Annotated in this window: 13 protein-coding genes; 8 read left to right on the forward strand and 5 right to left on the reverse strand. The window is 67.0% G+C overall.

Annotation, left to right across the window (positions count from 1 at the left end; all coding sequences use genetic code 11):
• The first annotated feature begins 60 nt into the window (after window positions 1-60).
• The 4 genes from FQV39_RS26645 to FQV39_RS26660 all read left to right on the forward strand — a co-directional run bounded on the left by FQV39_RS26645 (window position 61) and on the right by FQV39_RS26660 (window position 4,044).
• Window positions 61-1,038, forward strand: a complete 978-nt coding sequence (locus tag FQV39_RS26645; RefSeq protein ID WP_149133039.1) for a hypothetical protein — start codon at window positions 61-63, stop codon at window positions 1,036-1,038.
• 114 nt (window positions 1,039-1,152) lie between these two features.
• Window positions 1,153-1,932, forward strand: coding sequence for a 2-oxo-tetronate isomerase (gene otnI / locus FQV39_RS26650; RefSeq protein ID WP_149133040.1), 780 nt, complete (start codon window positions 1,153-1,155; stop codon window positions 1,930-1,932).
• Window positions 1,932-2,936, forward strand: a complete 1,005-nt coding sequence (locus tag FQV39_RS26655) for a glucokinase (RefSeq protein ID WP_149133041.1) — start codon at window positions 1,932-1,934, stop codon at window positions 2,934-2,936. The genes otnI and FQV39_RS26655 overlap by 1 nt, the downstream gene beginning before the upstream one ends.
• Before the next feature lie 37 nt (window positions 2,937-2,973).
• Window positions 2,974-4,044, forward strand: a complete 1,071-nt coding sequence (locus FQV39_RS26660) for an acyltransferase family protein (RefSeq protein WP_248313152.1) — start codon at window positions 2,974-2,976, stop codon at window positions 4,042-4,044.
• Between the two features lie 93 nt (window positions 4,045-4,137).
• On the opposite strand, the gene FQV39_RS26665 is transcribed toward FQV39_RS26660, so the two are convergent.
• Window positions 4,138-4,491 (reverse strand): hypothetical protein, encoded by a 354-nt coding sequence (locus tag FQV39_RS26665; RefSeq protein WP_187640072.1) that lies wholly within the window; start codon window positions 4,489-4,491, stop codon window positions 4,138-4,140.
• A 119-nt stretch (window positions 4,492-4,610) separates the two neighbouring features.
• Here FQV39_RS26665 and FQV39_RS26670 point away from each other — a divergent pair, with 119 nt between their 5' ends.
• Together FQV39_RS26670 and FQV39_RS26675 are read left to right on the forward strand one after the other, a co-directional pair.
• Window positions 4,611-6,419: an ATP-binding cassette domain-containing protein gene (locus FQV39_RS26670; RefSeq protein ID WP_149133042.1), complete on the forward strand. Its 1,809-nt coding sequence runs from the start codon at window positions 4,611-4,613 to the stop codon at window positions 6,417-6,419.
• A 203-nt stretch (window positions 6,420-6,622) separates the two neighbouring features.
• The gene (locus FQV39_RS26675; RefSeq protein WP_149133043.1) at window positions 6,623-7,369 is read left to right on the forward strand and encodes an SDR family oxidoreductase; all 747 of its coding nucleotides are present in this window, start codon (window positions 6,623-6,625) and stop codon (window positions 7,367-7,369) included.
• Between the two features lie 114 nt (window positions 7,370-7,483).
• Here the strand turns inward: FQV39_RS26675 and FQV39_RS26680 are convergent, their stop codons facing one another.
• Together FQV39_RS26680 and FQV39_RS26685 are read right to left on the reverse strand one after the other, a co-directional pair.
• Window positions 7,484-8,122, reverse strand: a complete 639-nt coding sequence (locus FQV39_RS26680; RefSeq protein WP_149133044.1) for a hypothetical protein — start codon at window positions 8,120-8,122, stop codon at window positions 7,484-7,486.
• A 188-nt stretch (window positions 8,123-8,310) separates the two neighbouring features.
• Window positions 8,311-9,204 carry a metallophosphoesterase family protein gene (locus FQV39_RS26685; protein ID WP_149133045.1) on the reverse strand — a complete coding sequence of 298 codons (894 nt, stop codon included), beginning with the start codon at window positions 9,202-9,204 and terminating at the stop codon, window positions 8,311-8,313.
• Between the two features lie 473 nt (window positions 9,205-9,677).
• Here FQV39_RS26685 and FQV39_RS26690 point away from each other — a divergent pair, with 473 nt between their 5' ends.
• On the forward strand, window positions 9,678-10,148 hold the full coding sequence (locus FQV39_RS26690; RefSeq protein ID WP_248313153.1) for an NUDIX domain-containing protein: 471 nt from the start codon (window positions 9,678-9,680) through the stop codon (window positions 10,146-10,148).
• Window positions 10,149-10,161: 13 nt separating this feature from the next.
• On the opposite strand, the gene FQV39_RS26695 is transcribed toward FQV39_RS26690, so the two are convergent.
• Window positions 10,162-11,685, reverse strand: a complete 1,524-nt coding sequence (locus tag FQV39_RS26695) for an argininosuccinate lyase (protein WP_149133047.1) — start codon at window positions 11,683-11,685, stop codon at window positions 10,162-10,164.
• A gap of 297 nt (window positions 11,686-11,982) precedes the next feature.
• Here FQV39_RS26695 and FQV39_RS26700 point away from each other — a divergent pair, with 297 nt between their 5' ends.
• Window positions 11,983-12,483: a GNAT family N-acetyltransferase gene (locus FQV39_RS26700; protein WP_149133048.1), complete on the forward strand. Its 501-nt coding sequence runs from the start codon at window positions 11,983-11,985 to the stop codon at window positions 12,481-12,483.
• Window positions 12,484-12,641: 158 nt separating this feature from the next.
• Here FQV39_RS26700 and FQV39_RS26705 read toward each other — a convergent pair whose 3' ends face one another.
• Window positions 12,642-14,732: a hypothetical protein gene (locus FQV39_RS26705; RefSeq protein WP_149133049.1), complete on the reverse strand. Its 2,091-nt coding sequence runs from the start codon at window positions 14,730-14,732 to the stop codon at window positions 12,642-12,644.
• Window position 14,733: the final 1 nt, after the last annotated feature.

Below are 14,733 nucleotides of genomic sequence, written 5' to 3' on the forward strand. Positions count from 1 at the left end.
CCAGCCGGCGTTCATCTTGCGTCGCTAAGCTGCCTCGAAAACCACTCGCCAAGGATCGCCATGCCCAGCCATCTTCGCCCGCTCGCGGTTTCGGTCGCGCTTCTCGCTTCCCTGACGATTGCGCGAGCTGCCGGCGACGTCGCCGTCGAGGTGAGGAACGAATCCGAGCCCGTGCTCTGCGCCGAGAAGGACAACGTCACGATCAAGGCGATCTCGCCGGAGGTGCGGCGCTTCCAGATCGAGGCGGCGCATCCGGCCTACATCGCGGGACTCGTACGCGACAACTGGGATGCCGACTGGGCGAATTGCGACATGAAGGGCGATCCGTCCTTCGCGCCGCCGACCCCGCCGCGCCGCACCACCTTCTGGGAGACGATCGATTACTGGCTCGTCGGCTACACCTTCCCGACCTTCTGGCGGCCGGCTGACACCACCTTCCGCGTCGGCGACCGGGTAGAGAAAGGGCTGCATCTCGTCCAGCTCTGGAAGCTCGGCAAGGACAAGTCCTACGAGGTGCTGGTCGTCTATCCGCAGGACGGCTACTGGCGCGCCCGACCGCTGCCGCCGGAGCATCTCGGCTTCTCCTCCTACGGTTCTTCCTTCCTGTTCGGGCCGATCGAGCAGGACGGGCGCCCGGTGGTGAACATCAAGGAGATCGAGTTCGATCCGAAGACCCTGACCTTCAAGCTGAACTTCAAGGACGGCTCGGCCGGCAGCATCAGGCTCGACAGCGTCGACGAGAACCGGATGGTGCTCGATGCGGTGCTCGACAAGCCGGTGACCGGGGGCAGGGCCTTCGTGGCGTTACGCTCGATGTACGTCACCGAGTTCAACAACGACGTCGCCCGCATCGCGCTGCGCGAGCCCGGCGCCAAGGGCTGGCGCGAGGAGGCGCTGATGTCGTACCCGGGCGGCAAGGCGACCGATATCTGGATGGGACGAACCACCCATTCGCGCCACAACACCTCCTCGCCCGACATGGTTTTCCGGCGTTTCTCGGCCGATCCGAACCCGCCGCCGAAGCCCGAGAAGAAGTGACCGTCGGGTCGGCGGGTCGGAACGCATTCCCTCCCTGCCGCGTTTGGCCATGACGCGGCGGGCTGAGCGCGCTAGCTTGTCGCGATTGCTATCGCTTAGCCCGCAGAGACCTTCATGCCGCGTTTTGCCGCCAACCTCTCGATGATGTTCACCGAATGGGATTTCCTCGACCGTTTCAGGGCGGCCGCGGAGGCCGGCTTCGAGGCCGTGGAGTTCCTGTTCCCCTATGAGCATACCCCGGAGCAGGTCGGGCTCGCGCTGACGGGTAGTGGGCTGGAGCAGGCTCTGTTCAACTTGCCGCCGGGTGATTTCGCCAAGGGTGAGCGCGGCATCGCGGCACTGGCGGGGCGCGAGGACGAGTTTCGGGCCTCGGTCGACAAGGCGCTGAGCTACGTGCACGAGACCGGCGTCAAGCGCCTGCACATGATGGCGGGGCTCGCCGATCCCAATGATCCTGTCGCGCAGAAGACCTATCGCGCTTCGCTCGCCTATGCCGCAGACAAGCTCGCCGAGCATGGCATCGACCTCCTGCTCGAGCCGATCAACGGCAAGGACATGCCGGGGTATTTCCTGAACGATTTCGATCAGGCGGCGACCTATATCCGCGAATCCGGCCGGCCGAATGTCCGGCTGCAGTTCGACATGTACCATTGCGAGCTGATCCACGGCGACGTCTTGGCACGGCTGAAGGCGCTCTATCCGCTCGTCGGCCATGTCCAGATCGCCCGCGCCAAGGGCCGCCACGAACCGGACGCCTCGGGGCCGGACTATCCGACGCTCTTCGCCGAGCTCGATGCGCTGGGCTATGACGGCTTCGTCGGCTGCGAATATCGGCCGGAGCGCGGTACGCTCGAAGGTCTCGGCTGGTTCACACCCTGGCGGAAGCCGCTCTGATGCGCCCGCCGTCGATATCCTATCCGGTGCTGGTCGCTGATATCGGCGGCACGAACTGCCGGCTGTCGCTGGTTCCCGATCCGGACAGCCCGCATCGGCCGCTCGCGCGGATCGGCACAGGCAGCTACCCGACGGCGGAGGCCGCATTTTCCGAAGTGCTCGCGGAGGTTTCGGAGAAGCCGCGTTCGGCCGTGCTCGCCGTCGCCGGGCCGCTCGACGGCCGGCAGGCGCAATTGACGAACGCGGTCTGGAATCTCGACGGGCCGCGGATCGCGGGCGCTCTCGAACTGACGCAGGGCCTTCTGGTCAATGACTTCGAGGCCCTGGCGGCTTCGCTTGCCGTCCTCGGCCCGGAGGATGTCGTTACGCTGGTCGAGGGCAACCCGGAGTCGGAAGGCGTGCGGCTGGTGCTGGGTCCGGGGACCGGCTTCGGGGCGGCGGCGCTGCTGACGCATGGTGAACGCGGCATGCTGATCCCGACTGAAGCCGGCCATATCGGCATCGGCCCGGAGGACCTGACCGAGCAGCGGATCTGGCCGGCGCTAAGCAACGGCATACCGCGGTTGACGGTCGAGCATCTCCTGAGCGGTGACGGGCTGGTGCGCCTGCACAAGGCCGTGGCGCGGACGTCCGGCATGCTGGAGGCAGAGATGAGCGCCGCCGATGTCTCCCGCCTCGCCCATGACGGGGACCCGGCGGCGCTGATGGCGGTGGTCTGCTTCTGGCGGCTGCTGGCACGGGTCGCCGGCGATCTCGCCCTCGTCTTCAAGGCGACCGGCGGCGTCTTCATCGCCGGTGGGATTGCGCCGCACCTGCTGGCGCTCGCGGACGGGGCCGCGGTCCGCGCGGCCTTTGCCCGCAAGCCGCCGATGGAGGATCTCGCCGGGCGCTTTGCCCTGCACGTCGTCACCACGAAGGACGCGGCCGAGCAGGGGCTCGCCGCAATAGCCGCCAATCTCCACCGTTTCGGGCTCGACGATCCGAAGCGGCTGTGGTTTGGCTGAGCGCTCCGCTCATCCGACTGCTTCCCGACAGGTTCGCGTGCAGCCCATCTATTCGATCCAGGTCCTGCGCGCGCTCGCGGCCTTCATGGTCGCGATCCATCACGTGCAGCCGGATGCCGCCGTGCTGGCGGCGCAGGCAGGCCTGAGCTTCAGCCGCAGCGACCTGCTGCCCTGGATGGCCGGCGTCGACATCTTCTTCGTCGTGTCCGGCTTCATCATGGTCCACGCCTCGCAGGACCTGTTCGGACGTGCGGGTGCCTGGCGGGAATTCCTGAAGCGCCGGCTGGCGCGCATCGTACCGCTCTACTGGGCGATGACGACGCTGTTCCTGCTGGTCGGTCTCGCCGTTCCGGCGGTGCTGAACTCGGGCGTGCCGAATCTGGCGCAGATCCTCGGCTCCTATCTGTTCTGGCCGGTCGTCTCGACGCAGGGGCTGGTTCAGCCGGTCTATTCGCTGGGCTGGACGCTGAATTACGAGATGCTGTTCTACGCGCTGTTCGCCGCCGGGCTTGCCCTGCCGAAGCGCTGGACCTTGCCGGCAGTCATTTTGGTCCTGGCCGCGCTGGTCGGGATGGAGAGCCTGAGCGGACCCTTGTCGCTGCCTTTCGCATTCTGGGGGCAGCCGATCGTTCTCGAATTCGCCGCCGGCATGGGCATTGCCGTGTTGCGGCGCAGGGGGCTTCGCCTGCATGGCGCCCTGCGCGTCGCGGTCGCCATCGGCGGCGTGGCGGTGCTGATCGCGGCCGCACAACTTCCTGGCACGGATGGTCCATGGAGCAGCGTGTTGTGGCGCGGCGGTGCCGCCGTCCTGTTGATGCTCGCCGCCGGCTGCGGCCGCGAGGGCATCGTGCCGCCGAAGCCGATCATGGCGCTGGCAGCGGTCGGCGATGCCTCCTATGCGCTCTATCTCGTCCATCCCTTCGTGATCCGGGGGATGCGCGAGGTCGCGCTGCGGATCGGGCTCCATGCGCCGATGCCCTACATCGTGCTCGCGCTCACCGGTGCCGTGGTAGCGGCGGTGCTGCTCTATCGTTTCTTCGAGAAGCCGGCGACGCGGCTTGTGCGGCGCTGGCTGGGAAGCAGAGGCGGCCGTCATGCTCGGGCTTGACCCGAGCATCTCCGGCAGGAAGAGGCTCCGGAGCCGCTCTGTCATGAGATTCTCGGGTCTGCGCTTCGCTTCGCCCGAGAATGACGGCGGCACTCAGTTCAGCTTCATGCCCTTGAGCGACTGGCCGACCACGCCGCCATCCTTGCGCCGCTGCGGCCGCTTGGACTTGATCGTGTCGACATGCTCGGGCTGGGGGTAATAGCCGCGCTCCATGATCTCGAGCGAATACTCTTCATAGGTCAGGCCGAGGGCCGAGGCCTTCTCCTCGCGTCGTAGCGCGATCTCGCGCGGCTTCTTCCAGGCTTTGCGATGGGCGAAGCGCCAGTCGAAATAGCGCCCGATCGTGCCTGAGCCGGTGGCGGAGCGGCGCTTGCGTTCCTTCAACGGCGGGCCGCCATTATGGCCGATCCCGATCGGGCGTTCGCTGGGCATGGCTCTCGGACTCATGGGCTGCTCCGCCTCACGATAGGGGGCGGAATGGCTCTGGCAAGGGCCGTGCCATCGCCTGTAGGGCGTGACAGGGCGGCGGCGGCAGTCTATCCCGCAGGCCGGAAACAGGACGGATCATGGCCCCCTTGCTGCATCTGCGCGACGTCGCGCTCACTTTCGGCGGACAGCCGCTGCTCGAAGCCGCCGAGATCGCGGTCTCGGCCGGCGAGCGCGTCTGCCTGGTCGGCCGCAACGGCTCGGGCAAGTCGACCCTGCTCAAGATTGCGGCGGGCCTCGTCGAGCCCGACCATGCCGAGCGCTTCGTCCAGCCCGGCGCGACCATCCGTTACCTGCCGCAGGAGCCGGACTTCACCGGCTTCGATACGGCACTCGCCTATGTCGAGGCAGGCTTGGGACCCGGCGACGACGCCTATCGCGCCCAATATCTGCTGACCGAGCTCGGTCTGACCGGGCGAGAGAACCCGGCCTCGATGTCGGGCGGCGAAGGGCGTCGGGCAGCGCTGGCGCGTGTGCTGGCGCCTGAGCCCGACATCCTGCTGCTCGACGAGCCGACCAACCATCTCGACCTGCCGGTGATCGAATGGCTGGAGCAGGAATTGAAGTCGCTGCGTTCGGCCATGGTGCTGATCAGCCACGACCGGCGCTTCCTGACCTCGTTGTCGCGCGCGACGATCTGGCTCGATCGCGGCGTCACGCGGCGGATGGAGAAGGGTTTTGGCGACTTCGAAGCCTGGCGCGACGAGGTGCTGGAGCAGGAGGAGCTGGAGCGCCACAAGCTCGATCGCAAGATCGCGCGGGAGGAGGACTGGCTGCGCTATGGCGTCAGCGCCCGGCGCACCCGCAACCAGCGCCGCCTCGGCGAACTCCACGCGCTACGCGAGCAACGCCGCACGGCCCGGGCCGCGACCGGCCAAGTCCGGCTTGAGGCTTCCGAGGCGCAGACCTCCGGCAAGCTCGTCATCGAGGCAGTCAACGTCGCCAAGGCCTATGGCACGAACATGATCGTCAAGAACCTGTCGCTCCGGGTGGCGCGCGGCGACCGGATCGGCATCGTCGGTCCGAACGGCGCCGGCAAGACGACGCTGATCAACCTGCTGACTGGCGCGCTCGCGTCCGACAGCGGTACGGTCAAGCTCGGCACGGCGCTGGAGATGGTGACGCTCGATCAGGGCCGCGAAAGCCTCGACCCGGCGACGCCGCTCGGCGATGCACTGACCGGCGGCGGCTCGGATCAGGTCATGGTCGGCGGCCAGCCGCGCCATGTCGTCTCCTATATGAAGGACTTCCTGTTCCAGCCGATCCAGCGCGGCACGCCGGTCGGCGCGCTCTCGGGCGGAGAGCGCGGGCGGCTGATGCTGGCCCGCGCCTTGGCGAAGCCGTCGAACCTGCTCGTGCTGGACGAGCCGACCAACGACCTCGATCTCGAAACGCTCGATCTGCTGCAGGAATTGTTGGCCGACTATCAGGGCACGGTGCTGCTGGTCAGCCATGACCGCGACTTCATCGACCGGGTCGTCTCGGCCGTGCTGATCTCGGATGGCGACGGCGTCTGGACCGAGTTTGCCGGCGGCTATTCCGACATGCTGGCTCAGCGCGGTCGTGGTGTCGGCGCGAAGCTACGTGTGGTGGAGAAGGCGCCAGCGGCGCCGAAGACTGCGAGCGCCCCCGTGCAGGCCGCGCCGGCGCCCAGGCGCAAGCTCTCCTTCAACGAGAAGCATGCGCTCGAAACGCTGCCGAAGAAGATCGAGGCGTTGCAGGCCGAGGCCGCGAAGCTCAACACCGCCGTGGCGGGCGATCTTTACACGCGCGATCCCAAGCTTTTCGCCAAGGCGACGGCGCGGCTGGAAGAGGTGTCGCGCGAGATCGGCGATGCCGAGGAGCGCTGGCTGGAGCTGGAGATGCTGCGGGAAGAGATTGGCGCCTGAACCTCGCCGTCATGCTCGGGCTTGACCCGAGCATCTCGGAAACCAGTGCCATCCCGTCACGAGATTCTCGGATAGGCGCTTCGCTTCGCCCGAGAATGACGGCGAGCCATTCGATTTCCGTATCCGCCTTAGCGCAAAAGCGCATTTACCGACTCGCTCAATCGTTTCAAACATCGTGGCAAGCGAGACCACGAGGAACGACCATGAGACTCAAAGGCAAGACGGCGCTGGTGACCGGCGCGGCGCAGGGCTTCGGTTTCGGCATCGCCGAGACCTTCGTGCGCGAAGGCGCGCGCGTTGCGGTGCTGGACATCAACGGCGACAAGGCCAAGGAAGCCGCGAAGGCGATCGGCCGCAAGGCCTTCGCCGTGACCTGCGATGTCGGCAAGGCCAAGAGCGTCGACAAGGCGGTCGAGAAGGTCATCGCCAAGTTCGGGCGGCTCGACATCGTCGTCAACAATGCCGGCACCACCCATCGCAACAAGCCGATGACCGAGGTGACCGAGGAAGAGTTCGACCGGATCTTCGCCGTCAATGTGAAGTCGATCTATCTGATGGCGCGGGCGACCGTGCCGCATTTCCGCGAACATGGCGGCGGCGTCATCCTCAACATCGGCTCGACGGCGGGCCTGCGTCCGCGTCCGGGCCTGACCTGGTACAATGGCTCGAAGGGCGCGGCGAACCTGATCTCGCAGTCGATGGCGGTCGAGCTCGCGCCGGACAAGATCCGCGTCAACGCCATCGCGCCGGTCGCCGGCGAGACGCCGTTGCTCGCCACCTTCATGGGCGAGGATACGCCCGAGCGGCGCAAGGCCTTCACCTCCACCATCCCGTGGGGCCGCTTCTCGACGCCGCAGGACATCGCCAATGCGGCGCTGTTCCTGTGCTCGGACGAGGCCGACATGGTGACGGGGTCGGTGCTGGCCGTCGACGGCGGACGCTGCGTTTGAGCTATAGCATCGGACCGAAAAGTGGAATCCGCCTTTCGGAAAAATCAGATGCAATAACAAATAGATAGATCACCGTTGCTGTGTCCGCTAGGACGCACGGCGATCTATGGGGCGCTACTTCTGGCCGCGCCGGCCGAACTCGGTTCGCTGGCGCGTCGCTGGGGTTTGCCGTGCCGTTCCGAGAAAGCCCTGGGACTGGGCCGGGGCAGGCGTGGCGGGAAGCGGCTTCTTGCCGGCGATCGCCTGCTCCATGGCCAGCGACAGTTGCGCATTGCTGGCCGTCGAGCCGCGGTCGTCCGGGATGTTGCGGGCGAAGGATGGCGCGGTGCTTCCCTGGCCTGCGCCCGGCGCCGGGCTTGCGAACAGCAGATAGAGCCACATGCCGGTCAGCAGGAGATAAAGCAGGCCGGCATATCCCAAGCTGCTTACCGGATCGTCGAATGTACGGGCGGCGACCAGCGTCTGCACCTGAAGGGCCAGCGTCAGGCAGATGCCGATGATGTAGATGCCGATGAAGAGCTCGCCGCCGCCGGCGTCGCGACTGCGGCGCATGGCGAAGCTGATGCGCATGAAGGCAAAAAACGCGCTCACCAGAAATACTGTCGCTGCCAGCCGGTAGCGGCCGGGTCCCGACGGGCCGATGAAGGCCTCATGCTGGATCGCGATGCAGATCAGCAGCACCACCGTCTCGATGATGCCGACAAGGCACGACCTGACGAAGAACTGGCTTCTGCCGAGGGTTCCGGAAAACATCTGCGCCTCCTTCCCTTACGAGAGCATAGGAAGCCCGCGTGAAGAGCGGGTAAATGGCCGCAGATGCCTAGATCACCGCGCGCCCGATAGGATGCGGTAACGGTGATCTATGTATTTGTTATCGCTTCTGATTTTTCCGAAAACTGGGTGCCCTTTTTCGATCTGATGCTATGGTAACGTGGGGTTTGTCAGGTCGGCTTTGTGTGAAGCGCGATTTCCTGGCGGAGGATGACCGTGCCGTCGGGCTCGAAGCCGCGCTGCTCGAGCGTGATCCGAGGGGCTGTCGCGTCACCTGCGATGTGGAACAGATGCCATGCGCCGAGCTCGCCATGGCCGCGCGGGCCGAGCGAGGCTGAGGGCACGCCGACGATGGGAACGTCGTGGGCGGGGCCGGGGCGCCAGGCCAGCGAGAAGCTGTGATTATGGCCGTGGATGATCAGGTCGGCGCCCTTGCGCCTCAGCATGGTCTCGAAAGCGGCGGCATCGACCAGTTCGCGGCCGCGTTTCGCGCCGCCGACATAGGGTGGGTGGTGGATCAGCACGACGCGGATGAGACGCTCGTCGCGGGCGCGGTCGAGCAGTGCGGCGATGCGCTCCATCTGCTCGCTGCCGATGCGGCCCGTCGCCATCAGCGGCAAGGTCGGAACGCCGCTGTTGACGCCGATCAGCGCGACCGGGCCGCGGCGGCGGTACCAGGGATAGCCGGCGCGGCCCTCATCGTTGGCGCACCAAGGGGCTAGCAGCCCTGCGAGGGGCTTCAGCGAGGAGCGCGCATAGGCGTCGTGATTACCCGGCACGAAGCTGACCGTCTCGCGCGGCCCGAGCGTGTCCAGGAAGGCGAGGGCGGTCTTGAATTCGTCGGGCAGGCCGATATGCGCGACATCGCCGGTGCAGGCGACATGGTCCGGCTGCTGCGCGTGAATGTCGGCGACGATGCGCGCCAGGACATCCATGTCATGGGCATGCCGGCGCTTGCGACGCCAGTTGACGTAACCGGTCGCGCGCTTGCCCAGAAGCTGATGCAGCGAAAACCCGGCGAGCGGGCCGAGATGCGGGTCCGACAGATGCGCGAGCTTGAACACGCTCCAGCGCTTGCCCTTCCCGCCCGCCGTCAGTCAAGCGCGCCTTAGATCGCCGCGCGTCCTATCGGACGCGGTAACGGTGATCTATGTGATTGTTATCGCATCGGATTGTTCCGAAAAGTGGATTCCACTTTTCGGTCCGATGCTATGACGCGTCTGGACTGACGGGATGCGGAAAGCTTCAGTTGGCGGCGCCGGTCAGTTCCGACACGATACGGGAATCGGTCAGGGTCACGGCGGGCTTCCAGACATAGGCCGGCTTGGCCTTCAGGTAAGAGACGATGAACGAGAGCAACATGTTGGTAGTTCCTAGCGGATGCGGCGGCTGTGTGGTCCTTATTTGGGGCGCGTTTGTGACGGGGCAAGCGACGTGGTTGACGGTTCGTCATGCGTTTTTTGCATAGACAATTGCCGCGGTCTTGAGAGTCGTTCCGATGCAATCGCCGGCACCCCAGGCCTCGACCGATACGGAAATGCCGCGGACGCTCCGGCATCGGCTGCTCACGGCATTGCTGCATGTCTATTTCCGGCTTTCTCGCAGCATGACGTTCGGCGTGCGCGCAGCAGTGCTCAATGACCGCGGCGAGGTCTTCCTGGTCCGGCACGGCTATATCCCCGGCTGGTATCTGCCGGGCGGCGGTGTCGAGGTTGGCGAGACGATGTGGGACGCCCTGGAGCGGGAGCTCGCGGAAGAGGGCAACATCGCGATCACGGGGCCGGCGTCGCTGCACGGCATCTTTTTCAACCGTCAGATTTCGCGGCGCGATCATGTCGCGCTCTTCGTCATCCGCTCCTTTACGGTCGAAGGCATCAGGCGGCCGGACCGCGAGATCGCCGAGGCCGGCTTCTTCCCGCTGGATCGTCTGCCGGAAGGGACGACACCAGCCACGAGGCGACGGCTGGAGGAGATCACCGCCGGAAATCCCCCCGCCGCGAACTGGTGATGCCGCCTAGGGGTCAGTCGGAGCCTTTCGCCAGCTTGCCGAAATCGGCATCGAGCTTCGCCAGCGCCGTCGCGATCTTCGCGCGCTTTTCCTTGATCCAGGCATCCTGCTGGTCGAGGCGCTGCTTCGCCTCGGTCAGCATCCGGTCCATCTCGGTTGGTTGCGGTCCGCCTAAGGTGACGCGGCTTTTTACGATCGCGACGGGGTCCAGCGTCGCGCGGAACTCCGTCTCGCTCATCGGCAGCTCGGCTGCCGGAAGTCCCATCTCCGTTACCGCCTTGCGATAGATCGCCTGCGCCTGCGCATAGGGGAAATCGGTTGGCTTGATGTTGTTGAGCTTGGCATAGTCGACGACCTCGGAGGCGAAGTGGTGCCCGGCGCGGAAGGGCAGCTTGTATTTGCGCATCAGCACGTCCGCGAGCTCCTGCGAGGCAGTCCAGTCGCTGTTGAGCTCCTCCAGAGCGCGGTCAGGGTCGATGGCCAGCGCCTTGAGGATGCGGTCGAGCCCCTGCAATGCCTTGGCGGCGCCGTCGATCATGGCGCTGTTGGCCTTGGCATCCTTGGCGTCGGGCATGCCGGGCGGGATGTTGTGCGCCTTGAAGACGGGTCCCATCGCCAACGACAGCACGGCCGAGGCGTCCTCGCGTGTGCCGTTCAGCAGGCCGGGGTTGCGCTTCTGCGGCATGGCGCTGGAGACATAGGTGTTGCCGCCGCCTTCGCGCAGCAGGATCCACGGCCGCGACTGCGCATATTGCGTCATCAAATCCTCGATGAAGCCGCCGACATGGAGGGCGATGCCGGTGACGATCCCGCCGGCCTCGACCGGCAGGTCGGCGGCGGCGATCTGCGAGGCGTCGTAGGCGTTGTCGACGAGAGCCGCGAAGCCGAGATAATCAGCCATGCGCTGGCGATCGAGCGGCCAGCTCGTGCCGTTGAGCACGGTCGTGCCCATCGGAGAGCGGTCGACGCGGGCGTAGGTTTCGCGGATGCGCTGGGCGTCGCGGTCGAGGCCCGCCGCGAGACCGAGGAGATAGTGGCCGTAGCTGTTGGGCTGGGCGGCGACGCCGTTGGTGTAGTTGGGCACGACGGTCTCGCGATGCGTGGCGGCGAGTTCCACCATCGTCCGCGTCGTCCGGTTGAGCTGGTCGGCCAGTGCCAGCAGGCGGTCGCGCATGATCGCGGCGCGATAGGTCGCATGCATGTCCTGGCTGGAGCGCCCGGCATGGATCAGCGTGACCTCGACGCCGGCTTCCCTGATCATCAGCGGCTCGAAGGTGATGACGGTCGAAGGGCGCCTGGCGCCGGGCTGGTTGCCGGCCTCGATGACCTTGGCGATGCCTTGCGCCAGCTTCGGCGCCAGCGCGCGGTCAAGCAGCCCTTGCTCGGTGTTGATGACCGTGCTCGCCTTGTTGATCTCGCCGAGCCAGAAGAACTCGTCCCTCACGGGCTCCTTCGGTGGCGTCTGCTGCTGAGCGTGGGCGGGGAGCACGCTCGCCGCCAGGAGCAGGGCAGCGGCGCGCAGCGGAGATCGGGACATCGGTTTCCTCCGTTTCGACAGGCGGCGCCTTCATCGCGCCCGGCGCCGCCTCGCAGCGGCGGGCCCCCGTTCCAGGTCGCGAGTTGAGACCAATCCATCAAGCTCGACAAGCAGCCGCTACAGCGACGCAAGACGGATGGACGCCGCTTGGAAGCTCTGCTAGAGGCGCTGCCATGACGATCGGGCACAAGCTGCGAGACCTGCGACGACCGGCGCGCTGAATGCGCCTGCCCGGCATTGCGCCCATACGCGCCTGCCTTCGCTTAGCCGATCCGCTTCCCGCCTTGCGTACTCGTCATGACATCTCTGCCGCTGACCATCCGCCACGAATTGCCCGTGGACGCCGCCGCCATCGAGCGCCTGCATGAGCGCGCCTTCGGCCCCGGCCGCTTCGCCCGCACCGCTTTCCGCCTGCGCGAGGGCGTGCCGCCCGATCCGGAGCTCTCCTTCGCCGCGCATGTCGGCACCTTCCTCGTCGGTTCGGTGAAAGTCACGCCCGTCCTCGCCGGCGGCCACAAGGCGCTGATGCTCGGGCCGCTGACGGTCGATCCCGCCTTCGACGGCAGGGGCATCGGGGCCGCGCTGATGAACCGCTCGATCGAGGCCGCGCGCGAGGCCGGCCACGATCTGATCATGCTGGTCGGCGACGCGCCCTACTATGCGCGTTTCGGCTTCAAGGTGCTGCCGCCGGGCCAGCTCGTTCTGCCGGGCCCGGCCGATCCGGCGCGCTTCCTGGCGCTGGAACTGGTCGAGGGCGTCCTGAAGGAACGCCGCGGGGCGGTGATGGCGATCCGGTAAGGAAGGACGGGGCCTGTCCCCTCTCCCCTTGCGGGAGCGGGTTAGGGTGAGGGGTCTCTCGACGCCGATCACGAGCCGGATATCGACTTGCGAAGACCTGCGCGACCCCTCATCCGGCCCTTCGGGCCACCTTCTCCCGCAAGGGGAGAAGGAAAGGGTCACGCCTGGCGCTTGAAGCGCCGCCCGCTCTCGCCCAGCCAGCCGGCGACGAGTGCGCCGAACAGGATCGCGAGACCGATCAGTCCGACGAAGAGCGGCGAGATCTGCACGCCGCGCACGATGCCGGAATCGCTGATCCTGAGACCGATCCAATCATTGCCGGCGAACTGGCTGCCGGAGCGTACGGGCACGATGCGCGGCAGGCTGACACCGGAATCGCCTTCATGGCCGATGCGGCGCGAGGAGCCGCCGGTCGCCTGTGCCAGGTTCTGGAGCGCAGCGGGGTCGCTGACGACTTCCATCAGTTCGCGCGGGTTCTCGGGGCCGACGCTGGCGAAGGCGGTGAGATTGTCGGCCGTCAGCCGGTAAAGGCCCTGATCGCCGGCCGGGATCCGCGCGGTGAACAGGCCGGGACGTCCCGCTTCGAGCGCGATCGAGCGTGATTGGCCGTCGGGGCCGGTGATGGTGACCGGGGCAGGGTTGTCGCTCAGCGTCTGACGCTCAACCTCGATGGTGCCGCCGCGGGCGGTGGCGCGCAGCGCCTCTTCCTCCAGCTCCGGCTCCTTCATCAGCCAATGGCTGAGGCGGCGCAGCAGGTCGAGATAGGGGCCGCCGTCGCGGAAGCCGCGTGCCCAGAGCCAGGCATGATCGGAGAGGAAGAGCGCGACGCGGCCCTTCTGCTCGCGGGCCAGCATCAGCAGCGGCCGCTCGCCGGGGCCGGTCATGACGGGGGAGGCGCCGGCACGCGCCTGCGCGCCGACCATGCGCAGCCATTCGCCCCAGCGCGGCGGCTGGACCTCGGAGCCCGGCAGGTCGCGGGTGACGGGGTGGCGCTTGCCAGGCTCGCTGACCTGAGCGCGATAGGCCTCGTCGATGACGCTGCCGTCCGGCACGGCCGGCAGGATCTGGCCGAGCGGGGTCCGGGCCAGCGTCTGTGATCCCGCATATTCAGGACCTGCTGCGACGAGCAGCGCGCCGCCGTCGCGGACATAGCGGACGATGTTGTCGAAATAGATCAGCGGCAGGATCGACTGGTTGGCGTAGCGGTCGAAGATGATCAGGTCGAATTCCTTGATCTTGACCTGGAACAGCTCGCGCGTCGGGAAGGCGATCAGCGACAATTCGTTGATCGGCGTGCCGTCCTGCTTCTCCGGCGGACGCAGGATGGTGAAATGGACGAGGTCGACATTGGCGTCGGCCTTGAGCAGGTTGCGCCAGGTCCGCTCGCCGGGATGCGGCTCGCCCGAGACCAGCAGCACGCGCAGCTTATCCCTGACTCCTTCAATTGTAATAACCGCACGGTTGTTGGCGAGCGTCAGCTCGTTGTCGAGCGGCGCGGCCTCGATCTCGACGACGTTCGGGCCGCCGCGGTCGATGCGGATCGGCACCTGCACGATCTGGCCGGTCGCGACATCGCGGCGGGCGATGATCTCGCCGTCGCGGCGAATGGTGAGGCCGGCGCGGCTCGCCCCGTTCTTGTCCATGACCCGCAGGCGGATGACCTGATCCTTGCCGACGATGCCGAAGCGCGGCGAATCGACCAGCACGATGCGGCGGTCGATCTCGGCATTGCGGCCGGTCGTCAGCACATGGAGTGGCGCACGCAAGCCGAGCGCCTCGGCATTGGCCGGGGTGTCATGGGCGAGGCCGTCGGTGATGGCGATGGCGCCGGCGACACGCTCGGACGGGACGTCGGCGAGGCTCGACGCCAGCGCCTCGAACAGGCGCGTGCCGTCGCTCGACCCCTGCGCATCGCGCAGCTCGACGATCCTTGGCTCGATATTGGGGATGCCGCGCAATTGCCGCTCGACCTCGGCCACGGCGGCATTGGTCTGGGCCGAGCGATCGGCAAGGCGGTTCGAGGCCGAGCGATCGACCACGACGGGGACGACGTCCTTGACCGGCTCGCGCTCCTCGAAGACCAGTGAGGGGTCAGCGAGGGCGACAGCCAGAACGATCAAGGCCAGCGCCCGCAGGATGGCGCCGCGGCCGGTGAGGACGAGGGCGGCGCCGGCGGCAAGCGCCGCCAGCACGGCGAGGCCGATCAGCAGCGGCAGCGGCACCAGCGGGGCGAAGGAAACGCTCCACATG

Origin of the sequence: Bosea sp. F3-2 (genome assembly GCF_008253865.1) — a bacterium.
Lineage (GTDB): Bacteria > Pseudomonadota > Alphaproteobacteria > Rhizobiales > Beijerinckiaceae > Allobosea.